This window comes from Anaerococcus murdochii (assembly GCF_019957155.1).
Taxonomy (GTDB): domain Bacteria; phylum Bacillota; class Clostridia; order Tissierellales; family Peptoniphilaceae; genus Anaerococcus; species Anaerococcus murdochii.
On record NZ_JAIPME010000002.1, the window covers coordinates 1,635,654 to 1,654,657 of the forward strand.

The 19,004-nt window shown below is 30.3% G+C and carries 17 protein-coding genes and 1 riboswitch; all 17 genes read left to right on the forward strand.

Translation table 11 applies throughout. The features are described 5' to 3' along the window. Positions 1–4: 4 nt before the first annotated feature. The 17 genes from K8P03_RS08285 to K8P03_RS08365 all read left to right on the forward strand — a co-directional run bounded on the left by K8P03_RS08285 (position 5) and on the right by K8P03_RS08365 (position 18,955). A complete protein-coding gene (locus tag K8P03_RS08285) occupies positions 5–748 on the forward strand; it encodes an alpha/beta fold hydrolase (RefSeq protein ID WP_223420217.1) in 744 nt (247 codons plus the stop codon). A 41-nt stretch (positions 749–789) separates the two neighbouring features. Next, the gene (locus K8P03_RS08290) at positions 790–1,227 is read left to right on the forward strand and encodes a GNAT family N-acetyltransferase (protein ID WP_223420218.1); all 438 of its coding nucleotides are present in this window, start codon (positions 790–792) and stop codon (positions 1,225–1,227) included. A gap of 83 nt (positions 1,228–1,310) precedes the next feature. Continuing rightward, entirely contained in the window at positions 1,311–1,961 is a 651-nt protein-coding gene (locus K8P03_RS08295) for a response regulator transcription factor (protein WP_223420219.1), read from the forward strand. Further along, entirely contained in the window at positions 1,962–2,822 is an 861-nt protein-coding gene (locus tag K8P03_RS08300; protein ID WP_223420220.1) for a sensor histidine kinase, read from the forward strand. Positions 2,823–2,868: 46 nt separating this feature from the next. Then, the gene (locus tag K8P03_RS08305) at positions 2,869–3,549 is read left to right on the forward strand and encodes an ABC transporter ATP-binding protein (RefSeq protein WP_223420221.1); all 681 of its coding nucleotides are present in this window, start codon (positions 2,869–2,871) and stop codon (positions 3,547–3,549) included. Then, the gene (locus tag K8P03_RS08310) at positions 3,542–5,977 is read left to right on the forward strand and encodes an ABC transporter permease (protein WP_223420222.1); all 2,436 of its coding nucleotides are present in this window, start codon (positions 3,542–3,544) and stop codon (positions 5,975–5,977) included. The genes K8P03_RS08305 and K8P03_RS08310 overlap by 8 nt, the downstream gene beginning before the upstream one ends. 132 nt (positions 5,978–6,109) lie before the next feature. After that, positions 6,110–6,484 (forward strand): hypothetical protein, encoded by a 375-nt coding sequence (locus K8P03_RS08315; protein WP_223420223.1) that lies wholly within the window; start codon positions 6,110–6,112, stop codon positions 6,482–6,484. 991 nt (positions 6,485–7,475) lie between these two features. Next, on the forward strand, positions 7,476–8,048 hold the full coding sequence (locus K8P03_RS08320; RefSeq protein ID WP_223420224.1) for a hypothetical protein: 573 nt from the start codon (positions 7,476–7,478) through the stop codon (positions 8,046–8,048). 33 nt (positions 8,049–8,081) lie between these two features. Further along, positions 8,082–8,155, forward strand: a riboswitch (Fluoride riboswitch). A 37-nt stretch (positions 8,156–8,192) separates the two neighbouring features. Continuing rightward, complete coding sequence (locus K8P03_RS08325) at positions 8,193–9,395, forward strand: cation:proton antiporter (RefSeq protein ID WP_223420225.1); 1,203 nt, start codon at positions 8,193–8,195, stop codon at positions 9,393–9,395. Positions 9,396–9,433: 38 nt separating this feature from the next. Then, positions 9,434–10,207, forward strand: a complete 774-nt coding sequence (gene thyX, locus K8P03_RS08330; protein ID WP_223420226.1) for an FAD-dependent thymidylate synthase — start codon at positions 9,434–9,436, stop codon at positions 10,205–10,207. 74 nt (positions 10,208–10,281) lie between these two features. Continuing rightward, a complete protein-coding gene (locus K8P03_RS08335) occupies positions 10,282–10,983 on the forward strand; it encodes an ABC transporter ATP-binding protein (RefSeq protein WP_223420227.1) in 702 nt (233 codons plus the stop codon). Between the two features lies 1 nt (position 10,984). Continuing rightward, on the forward strand, positions 10,985–14,278 hold the full coding sequence (locus K8P03_RS08340) for an FtsX-like permease family protein (RefSeq protein ID WP_223420228.1): 3,294 nt from the start codon (positions 10,985–10,987) through the stop codon (positions 14,276–14,278). 80 nt (positions 14,279–14,358) lie between these two features. Further along, on the forward strand, positions 14,359–14,928 hold the full coding sequence (locus K8P03_RS08345) for a histidine phosphatase family protein (protein ID WP_223420229.1): 570 nt from the start codon (positions 14,359–14,361) through the stop codon (positions 14,926–14,928). Beyond that, positions 14,925–15,938 (forward strand): metallophosphoesterase family protein, encoded by a 1,014-nt coding sequence (locus K8P03_RS08350; RefSeq protein WP_223420230.1) that lies wholly within the window; start codon positions 14,925–14,927, stop codon positions 15,936–15,938. The genes K8P03_RS08345 and K8P03_RS08350 overlap by 4 nt, the downstream gene beginning before the upstream one ends. Further along, positions 15,931–17,754, forward strand: a complete 1,824-nt coding sequence (locus tag K8P03_RS08355; protein WP_223420231.1) for an ATP-binding protein — start codon at positions 15,931–15,933, stop codon at positions 17,752–17,754. Before K8P03_RS08350 ends, K8P03_RS08355 begins: the two co-directional genes overlap by 8 nt. After that, a complete protein-coding gene (locus tag K8P03_RS08360; protein ID WP_223420232.1) occupies positions 17,751–18,431 on the forward strand; it encodes a metallophosphoesterase in 681 nt (226 codons plus the stop codon). Before K8P03_RS08355 ends, K8P03_RS08360 begins: the two co-directional genes overlap by 4 nt. After that, entirely contained in the window at positions 18,431–18,955 is a 525-nt protein-coding gene (locus tag K8P03_RS08365) for a class IV adenylate cyclase (RefSeq protein ID WP_223420233.1), read from the forward strand. Before K8P03_RS08360 ends, K8P03_RS08365 begins: the two co-directional genes overlap by 1 nt. Positions 18,956–19,004: the final 49 nt, after the last annotated feature.

Genomic DNA, 19,004 nt, shown 5'->3' on the forward strand with positions numbered 1-19,004 from the left:
AATCATGAATTTTATTTGTTATGGAGAAAAATCAAATAAATCAATTTTATTTATACACGGTCTTGCATCAACTGCAGATTTGTGTTTTAAGCCACTTTTACCTTATCTTACTGATTATTATGTGATTTTTTGTGAACTTGATGGGCATTGTGAATCTAAGTTAAATAATTTAGTTTCTATGGAAAAAACAATTAAAGATATTGAAGCATATATAAACAATGAATTAAATGGTGAGCTTTATGGGATTTGTGGTTTTTCAATGGGAGGCACACTTGCAGTAGACCTAATTTCTAGAGGCAATATTAAGGTCGAAAAAGTTCTACTAGATGCACCGATAACTGTAGAACTTGACTTGATGGGTCTTATATATACTTGGGCCTTTATCATAGGAACAAATATGATAAAAAAAGGAATAAAAATTTCTAAGAATTTATTAGATAAGGTCATGGGCAAGGATAATACAAGTATTATAGAAATGATGTATCCAAAAATCAGCAATACAACTATTAAAAATGTTTGCAAATATATTTACCATTACAAATTTTCTAAGAATTTAAAAAAATATTCTAAACCCGTTTTATTTTGGAGGGGTAGCGAAGAGCCAATTCCAGCAAAAAGCCAAAAGAATTTGGAAAAATATTTACCACAAATGACAGTAGAAGTATTTAAAGGCTTTGGTCATGGTCAATTTTTGCATGAACGCCCAAAAGAATACGCTGAAAGATTGAAAAAATTCATGGACGATTAAAAATTAATTAAAAAATATAGAAAAATAAGGGAGGAGTTAATTTGGAAATTAGGGAAATTTTAAAAGCAGATTTATCTAAATTATCAAAGTTGATGGTAGAAGTCTATAATGCTCCGCCATGGAATGATAAATGGACAGAAGAAACAGCCTTAGAATCCTTAACTGATACTTTGAATTTTCCAAACTTTACTGGATATCTTATAGGAGATGGAAATAATATTATAGGAGCAATACTGGGACATTCTAGGAAATATGCCACTGAAACTACCTATTATATTGATGAGTTTTTCATTTCTGAAAAATATAGGAGATTAGGTTTAGGGGATAAACTGTATAATACAACTATTAATCAATTAAAGAAAAAATCTATAAGTGGGGCATTTTTTACAACTTTGAAAAATTCTCCTGCCTATTATTTTTATACAAAAGAAGGAGCCTGGGATCTAGAGGATTCAGCATGTTTCTACCATAAATTTTAGTAAGACACCTATAAACAATAGGTGTTTTTCTTTAAAAATTAATAAGGGTATATTGTAAATACTATTTTAAAACGAGGAAGCATATGAAAAGAATTTTAATTATAGAAGATAATGAAGATATTGGCTTGCAAATGAAAAGATATTTAATAAAAAATGACTATGAAGTTGAACTTGCCAAGTCTTTTTATGAAGCGACATTCAAGATGAATGTTGATATTGATGTAGCGCTACTTGATATAAATCTACCAGATAAAGATGGTCAACATCTGATAGAGAAATTAAAAGAAAAGGACATCAGGGTTATTGTAACAACGGTAAAAAATGAAGAAGATTTTATAATTGCAGCCTTGGATCAGGGGGCGGACGATTACCTAACAAAACCATTTTCACTTGCTATATTAAGGGCGAGGATTGATGCTGTTTTAAGGACTCTGCCTATATCACAAGATAAAAGTATTTCTTATAAAGATATAAAAATAGATTTAAACGAGTCAAAAGTTTATTTTAAAGGGGAAAATATTGAATTAACTCCACTTGAGTATGAAATTTTACTTTTATTTATTAAAAATTCCCACAGAGTTTATACAAGGAGCCAACTTCTTGAAATGTTTTGGGAAGATAGGGATAAGTTTGTAAATGATAACACCCTCACATCAACTATTAAAAGAATTAGAGAAAAGCTTGATAGGGAAGTTATATCAACTGTCAGGGGAATTGGTTATAGGATGGACTAGATGGTATATGTATTTTGGATAATAAGTCTTTTTTCGCTTTATTATTTTTTAGAAAAAAGAAAGAAAAAGAGAATTAATGAGCTTACCGATTTAATAGAAAATATGAAAAATCAAGAATTTAAAATACCAATGAAGCAAGATGATTTTTCGATTTTGGAAGATAAAATTTACAAACTTTTTATAGAAATAGTAGAAGCCAAGGAAACCACCAGCAAAAATAGTGAAAAGCAAATAGAATACCTAGAAGATATAGCCCATCAAATAAAAACTCCAATTACATCTATGATTTTTTCTGTTGAAAATTTGGAAATTGACTACCCAGATAATGATGATATAGGAATCTTAAAAAGGCAAATTCAAAGATTAAATTCTTTGTCAGATATTTTGCTTAAATTATCAAGCCTTGATGCCAATAAAGATCTTATGAAAAAGGAAGAAATTAATCTTGATGAATTAGTGACTTACGCTTTAGACGCCCTAGATATAAAAAAATCTACAAGTATAAAAACATCAAATAACTTAAAAGAAAATATTATTTTCGGTGATTTTTATTGGCTAACAGAAGCCCTTATTAATATCTTAAAAAATGCAGATAATAGACCTTCTTGCAATATAATCTCTATTTCATCTTTCAAAAATCCACTTTATACATCTTTGATTATTGAGGATAATGGAGGAGGAATTAAAAAAGATGATATCAAAAAAATTTTTAAACGCTTTTATAAAACTCCAGACTCAAAGGGGTTTGGAATCGGTCTAGCTATGGCGAAGACAATTGTTGAAAAGAATAACGGAATAATTTCTGTTTCAAATATTGACGAGGGTGCAAGATTTGAAATGAAATTTTATAATGTCACCTAAAAATCACTTTACTTTTATATACTTACCTTAAATTAAGGAGGAAAGTATGGAAATTTTAAAAGTAGAAAACTTAAGAAAAGAATATGGGGAAGGCAATTCCAAGGTAGTGGCCTTAGATGGAGTTGACATTACTATTGAAAGAGGAGAATTTGTCGCCATTGTAGGCCCTAGTGGGTCTGGTAAATCTACGCTCTTACATATTATAGGAGGAGTAGATAGTCCAAGCGGTGGAAAAGTTTACATAGATGGTAATGACATCTCCCAATATTCCTCAAAAGAGTTGGCCCTATTTCGCAGGAGGAAAGTAGGTTTAATCTATCAATTTTATAATCTAATCCAAAATCTAACAGTAAGGCACAACATAGAATTACCCTTAAAGTTAGATAAGAGAAAAATCCATGAGGATGTCTTACAAGATCTAGTAAAAAAACTTGGCATAGAAAGTAAACTTGATTCCTTTCCAAGTGAACTATCTGGAGGCCAGCAACAAAGAGTTGCCATAGCAAGGTCTTTAATCTACAAACCATCAATAATCTTAGCTGATGAACCAACTGGCAACCTAGATAGGAAAAACTCCAAGGAAATAATAGAAATCTTCAAATATTTTAATAAGACCTTAAAACAAACAATTATCCTAATCACCCACGATGAAAAAATTGCCCTAGAAGCAGATCGAATTGTCACTATAGTTGATGGGAAAATTATAGGAGATGAGAAAAATGAATAAGAAGACTTTTCCTATTTTCATCTCATTATTTATTGTAAGTCTGTTTTTCACCGTAATTTTTTACTACGGATATACAAATTTGAGGGCAAACTATGGATATTACATGGCTTCAAGTTTTTATCATGGGGAGATTAATGAAGAACTTTCAAATGAAGATGTTGAAAAACTAAAGTCTATTGAAGATATAGATTTGGTCGGAAAAATGTCTCTTCATCCGGACAATGCAAAATTAAATGATGATTTAATAGTCATTAACTATCAAGACAAAGATATCAATGAAATGCGAGAATTTTCAAGACTTCAAAAAGGGCGATTTGCTGAAAACGAAAATGAGATAGTTTTATCGGAAAGCCTTGTAAATAAACACAAACTTAAAATAGGCAATGAGGTAGAACTTGATTTAGGCAAAAGATTTTTAGATGGCGAAGAGATAGGTCCCACAAGTGCAAATACTGATAGGGAAAAATTTGAGAGCCAGGGTTCTAAAAGCTTTACTTTAGTCGGTGTTTACGGAGATGTCTACAACAAATACAGTAAACTGACTTTTGCTCTAGGCCTACAAAATAAAATGTCCACTTTCAGAACCTTTGTAAAATTTCATTCATTTGAAGAAGCATACAAAAATAGAGATAAAATTCAAGCAGAAATCAATCAGACTTTGGGCAAAAAAGTTACTTTTGAATTTTCTGAAAGTTTTATAAACTATTATGGGGTAGAAAACGAACCCTTACAAAACATAATGAGCCAGGCTGTTCTTGTACTATCAGTTCTTGGATGTATAGCCATCTTTGTGTTTTTTATAAAAAACATCTTTTGGGTTTGGGGGCTTAGGAAGATTAGAGAGTTTTCCATTTATAAGTCCATAGGATCTACCAATGGACAAATTTATCAGTTACTTCTAAAGGAAGGACTTATCATAACTGCAATTCCAATATTTTTAGGACATATTGCAGGATTTTTCTTTATGTATTGTTTGTATAAAAACATAACAAAAGGAGAAGGAGTAAGTGCCTTTGAAGTTATAAAATTTAATCCCTTATTAAGTTTGGCGATACTTTTCGTTTCCTTTATGATTGTAGCATTAGCAATTAAATCCCCTGCGAAAAAGATTTCTACAATAAATATTATAGACGGTATAAGAGGGAATATAGATTTTTCAAAATCAAAGAAGAAAAGAGCCGAAGATTTTTGGAAGGAATTAAAACTCAACAACTTAGCTTCAATAAAATCACAGAGATATATTTCTTCAATAGGGATAATTATTATTTCTGTATTTATAATCACTATTGGCATCTCAACATACTACAGAGATTTTTCTCATTACGATGATGGCTATAATTTTTCCGTGGATTATTTTAGTGAAAAGAATCAAGTCCCAAAAATATTAAAAGAAATTGTCGATAAAATTCCTAGCGACAAGTCTTATATTTCAAAATATAAATATGTTCAAGTAGAAAATACTAACGAATTCTCAAAGGAAGCAAAGGCTGTAGGTTTAGACGAGGAAGCTAGAAAGAATATAGAAAAATATAATGCAGATGGTATGGATGGATTTATCATCGCCTTGGAAGAAAAAGACTTAAAAGAACTTGGAGGAAAGAAGGGTGAATTTGTCCTCTACAATACAATTCAAGAAGATTCTTTTATTCCAATAGCTAAGGCAAAGAGAATTCCATATTTCGAAAATCCACAGACTTTAGATATTAACTTTGCAAATGATTATAAGAAGACGATTGAAATTTCAAAGACAATAACAGATTTGGGAAAATATAAGTCGAGAACAATGCCTTTTGATGTAAAAGTTTATACAGATTTTGACACTTATTTTAAACTGATGGAAGAGTCCGGAGATGAGAAATATACAGAATATGCCTATACTTTAAATATGAAGGTAAAAGATTCTGATACCAAAGATGTAAAAGAATATGTAGAGGCCATGATCAGAGAGCAAATTTCACCTGAAGATCGCTTTAATATCACAACAGGTGAGGAAACCGCAAAAAATAAATATAACGATGTGAAAAGTTTCATAAAACTTGCAATAGGAATAGCATCGATTATTTTTGTACTAAATATTACCAATGGCTACTCATCCATTAATTTAAGTCTCATGAGCAGAAAAAAAGAAATCGGAAGTCTTTACTCGTGTGGAATGGATGTAGATGAGTTAAAGAACATCTATCAAAAGGAATTTATTGAAGAACAGGTAAAATCCTTTATAATTTCCATTATGGTGAGCTTAGGAGTTATGTTTATAATATCGATAATCGCTTCTGATTTAAGAATGAGTACTTTAATAAAATATTATGACTACAAAAGCTTCCTAGGATTCTCACTAGTCGTCTATGGTATTAACCTAATCATCTATCACTTCTCCTTAAAGAGAATTTTAGACAGACCAACAATTGATCTAATTAGAACAGAATAAATCAATGAGAGCAGCTCTTTACGGGGCTGTTTTTGTTTTTTTAAATATATAAATATATCCTAAATTATAATATTAAAGTATATTTTTGCATATTAAGTAAATTTATTTTATAATAAAAATAAAAAGGTATATATGGAAAATTTTAAAAAGTATATTATAGAAGATTTAAGTCCAGAGCCACTTTTCATTGTCGACATAAGTTGGAATAATGAGGGACTTAAAGTGAATTTAGAAAGCGAGTCAGGTTTATATAAAATTGGTCTTCTATTTGATGAAACTGTCTACTTATACCAAGACACAGCAGAATCCTATATACCAAGCTGCCGGATTGATTCATCTGACGAATATTATCCATTTTATTATAGTAAAAATTCAGAAATGATCGATAGATTAAAAGAAGATGTCGACTATGTTAGAGATGATGAAATAATTCATTTTGTAATTATTGGCCTTGATGATGTTGTAGATGGCTTGACAACTGATTTGCCAAAAGTTTTTAAATTATAAAAGGAGGATACTATTTTTTTTAATAAAACAGTTAAGAAATTCTTTGTAAATGATGGAAGTTATGACCTATTATGGTTTATATTTGGATTGGTAATTTTATTTGTTTTTGCTTTTCTTAATATGCCTTATTGGATTTTTTGTTTGGGTCTTGGGGTCCTTACAAGTGCGATTTTTAGATATATAACAACAGATGCTCTTTTTTATGATGATTTTAAAAATTTATACAATAGAAAAGATAGACTTAATTACATATTGAGTAAAAATATTTTTACAATTTTATTTGTAGGGTTTATAATTCTTATCTCTTCCTTGGTAATAGGTATTATTTCCAAAATATTTTTAATTAGAAAAATAAACTTTGAATTTAGAATATTATTTACCTTAATTTTTTATATACTTGGGGTTGAAAATATTATTTTACTATTTTCCCACAAGGGACTTCCGTCTTATAATGGGGGATATAAAAGAAATTTTGAGGTTGATTTGCGAATTGGGTTAGAAAACCTAAAATCAATGCTTCCATCATTATTAGTGAACATTTGTTTAGGTATTTTAATATTTAATTTTCAAATAGATATGAATATTATAAAAGGAACTCTTTTACTCTTTATTTCTATAATTATTTTTGTAATAAGTAAAGCTACAAAATAATGTTGTTTGAAGTACAATTTTTTATTTGTTAAGTTTGGAAATTATTTAAAATATGATTTAATAAGGATTGATTATGAGAAAAAATAAAGGAATTTTTTATTTTATTTTATACATAGGATCTTTTCCTTTGTTATATTTGTGCTTTATTTTGTGTGCAAAAATTGAATTTATTCCACTATTTAACAATATATTTTTAGGGCTAGGAATACTGTCATTTTTTGCATCTCAAATATATTTTATATTAAAATTTACAGACCTTAATATTAATTTTTATTTAAAACTATTGTCAACTCTTCTTATGATTGGAATAGGTTTTTTGGCAGGATATGTGGTTTTGATTATGAGTATCTTTGCTTTTAAGGACTATATTCCTTTTACTTATGAAGGAGAAAAATATTATCTCTTAAATGAAGGCTGGGTTGATTTTGAATACGTGGTTTATAGGAAAGATTTTATAACTATGGATAAGATGACATTTGAGGATAGTGAGAAAACTTTTAAAAACCTTGATCAAATAACAAACAAAGATACAAGAGCGAGTCTTAAATTTTATCTAAACAAGGATAAAGTGACTAATGATGTAAAAATACCTGCAGAAAATGAAAATGAAAAAGAAATCCAAAGCCAAACTCAAAGGCTAAATGATTTTGCTCTGGAGGATGTAAAAGAAATTCCAAATTCAAATTTCGGTCTTCTTGAAGTAGATAGGGCAGGGGCCAGGTCAAGGCGGTTTTTTGTTGATATTAAAGATGGAAAAATAAAATTTATATCGGAGATTCCTGATACAAGCCCAGATATTTCTGGATCTGTAAAAGAGGATGGGTCTTTTTTAATTATTTGTAAAGATATTAATGGCAATGAAAAACAATATAAATCAAGTGATTTTGGAAAAAACTTTGAACCTATTAATTAAAAATAATTTGATTTTATAGGACTTGTGCATATAATAATTTTAGGGAATGAAGTACTCCCTTGATAATTATAATCTAAAACGCGTTTGCTGATGACTTCTACATTTTTGTAGGGTTGTCAGCTTTTTTATTAGAAAGGAGAGTTTATGATTTTATCACTCGGACTTATTTTAATTGTGGGTATGGTTTTTGCCAAAATCTTTGATAAGTTAAAACTACCTAGGATAATTGGAATGCTTCTTACAGGAATTATCTTAGGACCACAAGTATTGAATTTACTTGATGCTAATATTTTGAAAATATCACCAGATTTAAGAACTATTGCATTAATTGTAATTTTATTAAAGGCAGGGTTAAGCCTTGATATAGGAGATCTAAAAAAAGTAGGCAGATCTGCAATTTTGTTATCATTTCTACCAGCAAGTTTTGAGATTTTAGCCTATGCTATTTTTGTCCCAAAGATTTTAGATTTAAATCTCATAGATGGATTATTGATGGGAGCCGTTATGGCTGCGGTTTCTCCAGCTATTGTTGTTCCTAGGATGGTAAAACTTATTGATGAAGGCTATGGCAAGGATGAATCTATTCCACAAATGATACTAGCGGGGGCATCTTGTGATGATGTTTTTGTTTTGGTTTTATTTTCAAGCTTTTTATCCATGGCCAAAGGAAGCGCATTTTCTTTTAAATCTTTATTAAAAGTACCAGTTTCAATTACCTTGGGTATTGGATTTGGTATCGTAATTGGTTATTTATTGTACTTATTTTTTGAAAGAAGATATAAAAATGGATCTTATATTAGGAATTCTTCTAAGGTAATTATAATCTTAGCCCTTGCCTTCTTGCTTGTAAGTCTTGAAGGCCTAGTTAAAGAAATAATCCCAATTTCAGGTCTTTTAGCTGTTATAGCTATGGCTTCTTCTTATAAGATAAAAGCAGACGATGGTGTTGTTGAAAGGCTTTCAGAAAAATTTGCTAAACTTTGGATTTTCGCAGAAATTTTATTATTTGTCCTTGTTGGAGCAGAAGTTGATATCAAATATATGACAGGAATTGGCTTTATAGGTATTGCCTTAATCTTCTTAGGACTTTTAATTAGGTCTATTGGAGTATTTATTTCAGTTGCTGGAAGTAGACTTAGTAAAAATGAAAAGATTTTTACGATTCTAGCCTACACACCAAAAGCAACTGTCCAAGCAGCAATCGGATCAGTTGCCCTTGCTAATGGAATTGGATCAGGGATGGCGATTTTATCTATAGCTGTCTTAGGCATAATTATCACTGCTCCTCTAGGTGCTATTCTAATCGATAAGTCTTATAAAAAATTATTAAAAAAAGCTCCAAATTAAATTAATGGTATAATGTTTTTAAATATTAGGAGGAAGTTATGGCAGAAACAAAATTAAAAGTTAGTTTATTAAACTATACAAAAAATGGTGAAGAAACAATAGCTCAGGCTGGAAAATTATGCTATTCTCCTGTTGGAGTTGATGAAATATCTAAAAAACAAGACCCTGAGTCAATAGCTAAGTATGTAAAGATGCTTGCAAACTTAGGGCACTTAAGTCCAATCGAGCATATTTCCTTTACATTCGCAGTTGAAGGCGTTTCAAGGACTTTAACCCACCAGCTTGTTCGTCATAGGCTTGCCTCTTATTCACAACAGTCTCAAAGATATGTAAAACTAGATGGTTTTGAATATGTAATACCTCGTCACATAAAGGAAAATCCAGAAGCTAGGAAGATTTTTATCGAAGCCATGGAAAAAGATCAAGAGGCTTACGATAAGCTAGCAGAAATTCTTACAAAAAAGCACTATGAAGACCTATTAAATGAGGGAGAAGACGAAAAATCTGCAAAAAGAAAAGCTACTAAGATGGCTATTGAAGATGCTAGGTATGTTTTTCCTAATGCATGCGAAACAAAAATAGTTTTTACAATGAATGCAAGAACACTATTACATTTTTTTAATCTTAGGTCTTGTAACAGGGCCCAATGGGAGATAAGGGAGATGTCTGACCAGATGGTAAAATTAGTGAAAGATATTTATCCAAATGTTTTCGCATCTGCTGGTCCATCATGTATATCAGGTCCATGCCCTGAAGGCAAGATGACTTGCGGAAAAATACAAGAAGTGAGAGAAAAATTTAAAAATATATAAGGGCCTTTGGCTCTTTTATTTTGCCTAAAAATGGGTATAAATAAAGAATAAGGATAAAGAAAGTAGAGGTTTCTATGTCTTATATAGAATTAAACCAAGTAAGTAAAAAATATAAGTCTGGCCAGTCAGAAATATTAGCAAACGATAGGATAAGTTTCGACCTCGATGAGGGTAAGTTATTGATAATTGTCGGAGCATCAGGTGCTGGAAAGACAACACTTTTAAATATTATAGGTGGTATGGAACAAGCGACTAGCGGAGATGTTATTATAGACGGGAAAAATTTAAGCAAGCTTAATGAAAATGACCTTACCAAATATCGCAGAGATGATGTTGGCTTTGTATTTCAACATTATAACCTCATTCCAAACCTCACAGCCCTAGAAAATGTAGAGCTTGCCAGTGAGATCTCTAAGGATTCTTTAAATGCAGATGAGATTTTAGACCAAGTCGGACTTTCTAAAAGAGAAGGTAATTTCCCTTCTCAACTTTCCGGTGGTGAACAGCAAAGAGTTGCTATTGCAAGGGCTTTAGCAAAAAATCCAAAGCTTCTTTTGTGCGATGAGCCTACAGGTGCTCTTGATTATAAAACAGGAAAAAATATCTTAAAACTCCTCCAGGATGCTTCTAGGAATTTTAATTCTACAGTCATAATAATAACCCATAATTCACTTATAAAACCAATGGCAGATGAAGTAATAGAGTTAAAAGACGGTAGGATTTTAAATGCTTATACAAATGAAAATCCTGTTCCAGTAGAAGAACTCGAGTGGTAGCATGAATAAGACCTATATAAAAAATATCCTAAGAGATATTAAAAAAACAAAGGGAAAAGTTTTTTCCATAGGGGTTATGGTTGGGCTTGCTACAATGGTAATTGTTGCCTTAAACTTAACTGGCCCATCTATGAGAAAAAGCTTAAGGTCGTCTTTAGATAAGTTTGGCCACCCAGATATAGTTGTGAAATCAACCTATCCAATGGACTATGAGGATAAAATCCTTTTGGATAATGATAAGGACATTGACGATATTTCCTATATAAAAACTTTGGATTTGATGGATGGAGAAAAAGTTATAAGGTTAAAATCCTTTGACAAAAGTTTTGGGAAAATTAACCTTGAAAAGGGAGACCTAATTAAAAATGATAGTGAAATTATTCTTGATAAGTCCTTAGAAAAATATTATAAAATTGGCGATGAGGTTAATTTTTCATATATAAATGATGATCAAAAAGAGAATTTCAAGATAAAAAATACTAAATATAAGGTGGTTGGATTTTTTTCTACCAGTGAAAAAATAATGGAGGATATGAGGGAACTTTCTCCTGTAGGCAAAAAGGAAATCGAGGGTTTTGCCTTTGTAAATGCTGACAATTTCACAAGTGATAAGTTCAACGAGATAAATATTTCCTACAAAGATACCTTTGAAATGGATAAAACTAGCGACCAATATATTAGTTTTGTAAAAGGCAAAAAGGAAAAAATCGAAGATGATATATATCTCAGACCAAAGGAAGTTTTAGAGAAAATTAAGACTGACGCCAATGACAAAATCTCAGATGCGGAAGATGATATAAATGAAGCAGAAGATAAAATAAGTAAAACTGAAAAAGACCTTCAAGATGCAAAAGTTAAACTTGATGACGGTTTTAATGAGTATGAAAAAAATAAGTCTAAATTTGAAAGAGAAATCCGTGATGGTGAAAATAAACTAATTAACTCTAGGCGTGAATTAGAAGATGGCCAATCTAAGCTTGAGGATGCTAAAAAATCCCTGGCAGCATCAAAAAGAGAATATGAAGCAAAAATATCTGAAAATGAAAAACTCTTAGAAGAAAAACTAAAAGAATTAAATTCAGTAAAAAGCCAAATCGAAGAGAAAAAAATAGAAATACAAAATGGTATAGATGCTATAGATAAGAAAGCAAACGAACAAAAAGAAACTTTGTTAGATCAATATAGCGGTGGAAATCCATCAGGTCTTGAACAAATTCCAAGCGAAGAAGAAATTAAGGCTCAGCTTGAAGAACAAAAGGCACCACTACTTGCGGCTTTAAAAGAAATAGAAGCCAAAGAGGCTGAATTAAATGATGGCTTTTCTGAATATAAGAAAGGTAAGGCTGAATTTGAAACTCAAAAACAAGAAGGCCTTGCAAAAATTAATGCTGGTCAAGCAGAAATTGATAAAAACCAAAGAGAAATTAACCAAGGATGGACTCAGTACTATGAAGGAAGGGATAAGCTTGCCTTTAATAAAAGAGATGGAAAAAGAAAATTAGAAGATGCTTACAAAAAGCTAGTCACATCTAAAGCTGATTATGAGAAGGGTCTTAAGGAATTTTCTGACAAAAAAACTGAGGCAGAGGAAAAAATCCAAGACGGCAAAAAGAAAATTTCTGATAATAAAGAAGCCCTAGTTAAACTTAGGGACCCAGAATACAAAGTTGAGACAATTTTTGATAACCAAGGTATTGATACTTATTATAAAAATTCTTTGAACATGGATTCACTTTCAAAGGTATTCCCATCCTTTTTCTACATGGTAGCCATGCTTGTGACCCTTACAACTATGAAAAGATATATCCAAGAACAAAGGTTAATAAACGGTACATTAAAATCTCTTGGCTATACCAACCAAATGATTGCCAAAAGATTTTATATTTATGGTTTAATACCAACCATAATTGGGTCGGTAATCGGTGGAATTCTAGGAAGACTTATAATAGTCAAGGTAATTTTTGATGCCTATTCTACTGGTTTTGAAATCCTTAATGTAGAGTATGTAAACTCATTTATGGTGATAATTGCTTCTATCATCCTATCATCACTATTGGTAAGCCTTACTGTTTTCTTTACATCAAAATCAACTGTTAGGGAAACTCCGGCAAGGTTATTAATGCCACTTTCACCAGAAAGAGGATCCACAATCTTACTTGAAAAGATTAAACCTATTTGGAAAAGATTGTCCTTTATGCAAAAAATTACTGCTAGAAATCTTTTTAGGTACAAGTCAAGGATGTTTATGACAATCTTTGGTGTAGCAGGATGTACAGCTCTTATATTTTTTGCTTTTGCAATGATTGATTCTCTAAAGGATACAGCTTCTATCCAGCAAAATGAAATCCATAACTATAAGGCAGTTGCGATTTTAGATGAAAAGGCAAGTGATGAAGATAAGGCAAAATACGATGATAAGATAAAATCTTACGAAAGTTTACCAATTAAAAATGATTCGGCAAACCTAGCTAAAGATGGTATAGATCTTGAGATATCAGTTGTAATTCCAAATGATAGTAAATCCTATAAAGATTTTGTTACTTTAAGAAAAAATAGGAAAAATCCAATATATTTAGAACAAGCTAAGGCTGTCCTTACCGAAAATGCTAGTAGGAAACTCAACATAAAAACAGGGGATGCCATAAAAATCAAGGTAGATGATAAGGTTCTTGAGGTAAAAATTGGAGCCATAGCAGAAAATTACGTAGCAGATTATTTATACTTATCAAAAGATTATTATGAGGAATTAGCTAATGAAAAAGTACAAGTAAATGCTAATTACATTAAAGGCAATCCTGATGAGATAATTGAGAAGCTAGAAGATACTGGTTCAGTGCTCGCAGTTATCAATACTGGGAAGGCCTATGCTTCTATGGACGCTCTTTTGGCAAATCTAAACCTTGTAATAGTCGTTATTACACTTATATCATCTGTTCTAGCGAGTGTTGTTTTATATAATATTACTGATATAAATGTAAGTGAAAGAAAAAGAGAACTTGCGACAATCAAGGTTTTAGGATTTTATCCTAAAGAGGTGACTTCATATATCTATAGGGAAATATTCATCTTAACAATTTTAGGGATAATATTTGGATTTGGCCTTGGTTACCTAATGTTTAGGTACATTATTGATCTGGTTGCACCAAGAAATATTATGCTTGCTTATAAACTTCACCCAATAAGTTTTATAGTTTCTGCGACCATTACCCTAATATTATCGATAATTATTTTAGTATATGTACACAAAAAATTAAAGAAAATTGATATGGCTGAGGCCATGTCAAGTGGAGAATGATAAAAGGCGGGAAACCGTCTTTTATTTTGCAAAACTAGATAAAAAGATAAACTTTGTTATAATTATTAAAGAGGTGGAATATGAAAATTATTTTTGTAAGACATGGACTAACCAAATCAAATATAGAAAAAAAATACTCTACACCTGAAACCAGACTAGAGGAATCAGGTTTATATATACTAGATAAGACAAAAGAACTTTTAAAAAACTACGATATTGACCAGGTTTATACTTCGGGCTTGATACGCAGCCAAGAAACTGCGAAGATTTTGGGTTACGAGGACTATTTGGTAGATACAAGATTAAATGAAATGGATTTTGGGGATTTTAAGGGGCAAAATATTTATGATGTTAGGGAAAAATATAAGGATTTTATCCAAAAAGAAAAAGACTTCTACTTCGACCTAACATATCCAAATGGGGAATCAAGGAGAGATGTAATTAATAGACTTTCATCATTTTTAGATGAAAAAACTAGAGAAGATAAAAATATACTAGCTATAAGTCACGGCATAGCCATAAGATCAAGTCTCTTTTGGATTTTAAAAGATCTTGATAATTGGCAATCTTTTTGGATAGACAATGGATCACTTACAGTTTACAATATAAATAATGACAAAAGATTGATAGAAAGCGTAAATCTTATATGAAATTTATCCACCTAGCTGACTGCCATCTTGGAGATAGGTTTGATTTTAAAAGTGGACTTTCAAATCAGATTAGAGAAAATAATAAAAATTCTTTGGAAGATATTTTAAGAAACAATAAGGATTTAGATTTTTTATTAATTGCTGGCGACTTATACGAGAGGTCTTTATTTACACTTAAAGATTATAAAGAACTTTTTGACTGTATTGAAGACTTTGGCAAAGATGTTTTTTATGTAGCAGGAAATCATGATTATATTGGAGAAGAAAATGAGGCTATTTTTAAAATGAAACCTACTAATCTCCATATTTTTAATTATGAAAATCTTGAGTATTACGAAATAAATTCCACAAGAATATATGGCTTATCCTATAGGGATAGGATTTTTAGTAAAGATTTTTCTTATGATATAGACTTAGATTCTGATTATTTTAATATCTTATTGGTACATGCTACAATAAATAATCCTGAGTCTCCATATTTAAATTTAAATTTAGATAAATTAAAGAAAATAGGCTTTGATTACGTTGCCCTTGGTCACATCCACAAATGGGAAAATTTTGGAAATAATATATACTATGCTGGCTCTATAGAACCAAGCGATTTTTCAGATATTTATGATTATGGTTATATCCTCTTTGATCAAGGAGAAATCACTCATATTGATTCATCGATAATGCAATTTTATGATTTAGAATTAAACTTAGATAATTTTAAAGACGAAAATGAATTGATCTCATATTTGAATACTAAACTTAAATCTAATAAAGAAAATTATTTAAGGTTAAACATTGATGGCACAGTTAATACCAAAAAGATAAGAGAGGGGATAAGGGCAGATTACCTTGAAATAAAGTTAACTGAAGTTGAGTCGCTTTATAACCTAGTCAATCTATATCCAAATTCTTTATTAGAAAAATATAGGAAAAAATTCCCACAAAGAATATCAGATATGGAAAAAAGAGCTCTAGAACTAGGCCTAGATGCTATATATAGGAGCAGGGATGACTAGAATTTTTATTGAAGAATTAAATATTAAGTCTTTTGGTAAATTTCAAAATAAAATAATAAAGCTAGCCCCAACTTTTAACCTAATTTACGGTTTAAATGAAACCGGAAAAACAACAATAAAAAATTTCATAGAAGGTATGTTCTATGGTTTCGATGAGGGAAAAGTAAGGATAAGTTTTTCGAATAAAAGAGAACTCTATAGGCCAAAATCATCTTATATCTATGCTGGTGAGATGAAAATTAGAAAAGATGATGAATTATATTTGCTTTATAGAAATTTTGATAATGGAGATTTTAGGATTACAAATTTAATTGACAATAAAGAAATTAATCTTAAAAAATCCGATTTAAATGCACCTGGGAAATTTTTTCTAGGGATTGATTATGATATTTATAAATCTTATATATCATCAGAACAAATACAGGAAATTAGTTCAGATAGTAAGAAAAAAATTCTTGAAAAATTGTCCTCATCTGATGTAGACTATAATTTTTCAGTCAAAAATGCTTTGGAAATTTTAGATAACAGGTTAAGAGAACTCGGCACTGATAGGGCTTATACCAAGCCGTATTATAAGACAAAAGAAAAAATAGAAAATTTAGATGTTGAAATTGCTGAAATTGATAGGCTAAAAAGAGATTTTTATAAGTCTTTTAAAAAATTAGAAGAAGAAAAAAGTATTCTTTCAGATAGTGAAATTGAATACAAAACAAAAAAAGAAACTAATCAAATTTATCAGCAAAAAAGATCAGATGAAAATTTTAAATCCTATAGGCAGTGGTCTGATAAACTCTTTGAATTAGATAAGGAGTTAGAGGCTTATGCTGACCTTGAGGGATTAGATAAAGAAAATTTAACACTTGAAGAATCAAAGGATATAAAAAAAGATTATAGACTCATCTACACCTTTGCAATTCTTGGCTTAGCCTTATTAGTTATATTTTCTAAAAATCCCTATATTTTACTTTTAAGCCTACCTTTTATCTATCTTATTTTAAGGCCTCTTAACGAAGATGGAGGAAATAATCAAGCTGAGTATAATAGTCTAAGGCGTAGATTTGAAAAATATGAAAATCTTCTTTTTGAAAGAGAGAAAATTTTAGATGTTTTGGATATATTAAAAAAACAAGACTTAAGTTTAATAGGAGATGACAAGGCAAAGAAACTTGATTTTACAGACTATGATAATATAAAAGAACTTAAAGACATTTCAAAACTTGAATCTGAAATAAGAGACCGTAGACTAAAAATACATTCTCAAGAAAAAGAACTTTTATCAGTTGATAATATACTACAAAAAGAAGCAGGTCTACGTGATGACCTTAAATATCAAAGAGATATACTAGAAAAAATAGAGAAAGAAATAGAAGCAATTAAGCTTGCTAAAAAAATTATTCTAGAAATCGCTGGTGAGAATATGGCAGATATTGATAAGTTAAATAGGAAAATTAAAACTATTTTGAACGAGGCCAGCAAATCACAATTTGTAGTTAGTTTTGATAAGGACTTACAAAGTCAAATTAGAGATAAGTCTAGTTTTGTTTATAATGAAGACCAGCTGTCGAAAGGATTTTTTGACCAAGTTAATTTGGCTATGAAATTAAGCCTTGTAGAAGAAGTTGTTAAAGATTGTTTTTTGATTTTTGATGATGCCTTCATAAACTTTGATATAGAAAGATTGATTAGGTTTTTATATTTGATTCTAGATGAATCTTCTGAAAGGCAAATAATTTATTTTACTTGTCATAAAAGAGAAGAAGATTTTTTTGAAGCTGAAAATATTGATGTTAATAGAATACAATTGGAGGATAGATGATATATGCTCTAGCTGATCTACATTTAGATTATACTGAAGAAAAATCTATGGAGGTCTTTGGAGATGCTTGGCAACATTACCAAGAGAAAATCTTCACAAATTGGAAAAATAAAATAAAAGATGATGACACAGTCTTGATACCGGGTGACATTTCATGGGCTATGGATATCAATGATGCAAAGATAGATCTTGCAAAAATAGACGCCCTTCCTGGTAGGAAGATAATGATGAAGGGAAACCATGATTTTTGGTGGTCATCCTTAAATAAGCTAAATCAGTTAGGACTTAATTCAATAGAGTTTTTGCAAAATAATTCTTTTGAAGTAGAAGATTATTTAATTTGTGGAACCAGAGGATGGATTTCTAGGGATAGTAGAGATTTCACTGATCATGATGAAAAAATTTTCAAAAGAGAGCTTCTAAGACTTGAAAATTCAATAAGAAGTTTGAAATCTGATAAAAAGTTAATTATAAATCTCCACTACCCACCGATAAATACTGACGGTTCTTTGAATGAATTTTTTGATTTAGCCAAAGAGTTTAAGGCCCATACTGTAATATATGGTCACCTCCATGGGAATGGTCATAGGTTGATAAAGGAAGGAAATTATGAAGGGGTCAATTTAGTTTGTGTATCAAGTGATTATGTAGATTTTGACCCAGTTAGGATAGGATAATGCAAAGAGAAATAGAAGTTAAAGTTTTAAATATAATTCCTGAGGAAATTGAAGAAAAATTAATAAGCCTTGGGGCAGAGAAAATATGTAGGGAAATGCAAACAAATTACACTTTTGAACCAGAAAATGGAGAATTTGAAAAAGGATATCTAAGGATTAGGGAAAGCCTTGTAGATGATAAGAGAAATCCAATAGAACTAACATTTAAGGAAGTAAAGGGTGATGAGGATGTAAGGATTAATAATGAATTTACAGTTCATATTGATTCTGTATCTATGATGACTTCAATCCTTGATAAAATGGGCGTAAAATTAAAATACAAGGGAAATAAAGAAAGAATATCATATAGGTACAAGGGTCAGAGATTTGATATAGACACTTGGGATAAAAATACCTACCCACACCCATATATGGAAATTGAATTTACAAACCAATCAAAAATAGATGAAATTCTTGATGATTTAGGCATTGAAAAGGGCATGGTTACCACAAAGTCAATTTCAGATTTAATTAGTGAATTATAATTTTGACAGATAGAAATATACTGGTATAATTTTAAAAAATCTAAGGAGA

Bases quoted from the DNA above. Each gene is read 5' to 3' on its own strand.
- K8P03_RS08285 (WP_223420217.1), top strand. From the start codon at position 5: ATGAATTTTATTTGTTATGGAGAAAAATCAAATAAATCAATTTTATTT.
- K8P03_RS08295 (WP_223420219.1), top strand. From the start codon at position 1,311: ATGAAAAGAATTTTAATTATAGAAGATAATGAAGATATTGGCTTGCAA.
- K8P03_RS08300 (WP_223420220.1), top strand. From the start codon at position 1,962: ATGGTATATGTATTTTGGATAATAAGTCTTTTTTCGCTTTATTATTTT.
- K8P03_RS08305 (WP_223420221.1), top strand. From the start codon at position 2,869: ATGGAAATTTTAAAAGTAGAAAACTTAAGAAAAGAATATGGGGAAGGC.
- K8P03_RS08310 (WP_223420222.1), top strand. From the start codon at position 3,542: ATGAATAAGAAGACTTTTCCTATTTTCATCTCATTATTTATTGTAAGT.
- K8P03_RS08315 (WP_223420223.1), top strand. From the start codon at position 6,110: ATGGAAAATTTTAAAAAGTATATTATAGAAGATTTAAGTCCAGAGCCA.
- K8P03_RS08320 (WP_223420224.1), top strand. From the start codon at position 7,476: ATGAGTATCTTTGCTTTTAAGGACTATATTCCTTTTACTTATGAAGGA.
- K8P03_RS08325 (WP_223420225.1), top strand. From the start codon at position 8,193: ATGATTTTATCACTCGGACTTATTTTAATTGTGGGTATGGTTTTTGCC.
- thyX (WP_223420226.1), top strand. From the start codon at position 9,434: ATGGCAGAAACAAAATTAAAAGTTAGTTTATTAAACTATACAAAAAAT.
- K8P03_RS08335 (WP_223420227.1), top strand. From the start codon at position 10,282: ATGTCTTATATAGAATTAAACCAAGTAAGTAAAAAATATAAGTCTGGC.
- K8P03_RS08340 (WP_223420228.1), top strand. From the start codon at position 10,985: ATGAATAAGACCTATATAAAAAATATCCTAAGAGATATTAAAAAAACA.
- K8P03_RS08345 (WP_223420229.1), top strand. From the start codon at position 14,359: ATGAAAATTATTTTTGTAAGACATGGACTAACCAAATCAAATATAGAA.
- K8P03_RS08350 (WP_223420230.1), top strand. From the start codon at position 14,925: ATGAAATTTATCCACCTAGCTGACTGCCATCTTGGAGATAGGTTTGAT.
- K8P03_RS08355 (WP_223420231.1), top strand. From the start codon at position 15,931: ATGACTAGAATTTTTATTGAAGAATTAAATATTAAGTCTTTTGGTAAA.
- K8P03_RS08360 (WP_223420232.1), top strand. From the start codon at position 17,751: ATGATATATGCTCTAGCTGATCTACATTTAGATTATACTGAAGAAAAA.
- K8P03_RS08365 (WP_223420233.1), top strand. From the start codon at position 18,431: ATGCAAAGAGAAATAGAAGTTAAAGTTTTAAATATAATTCCTGAGGAA.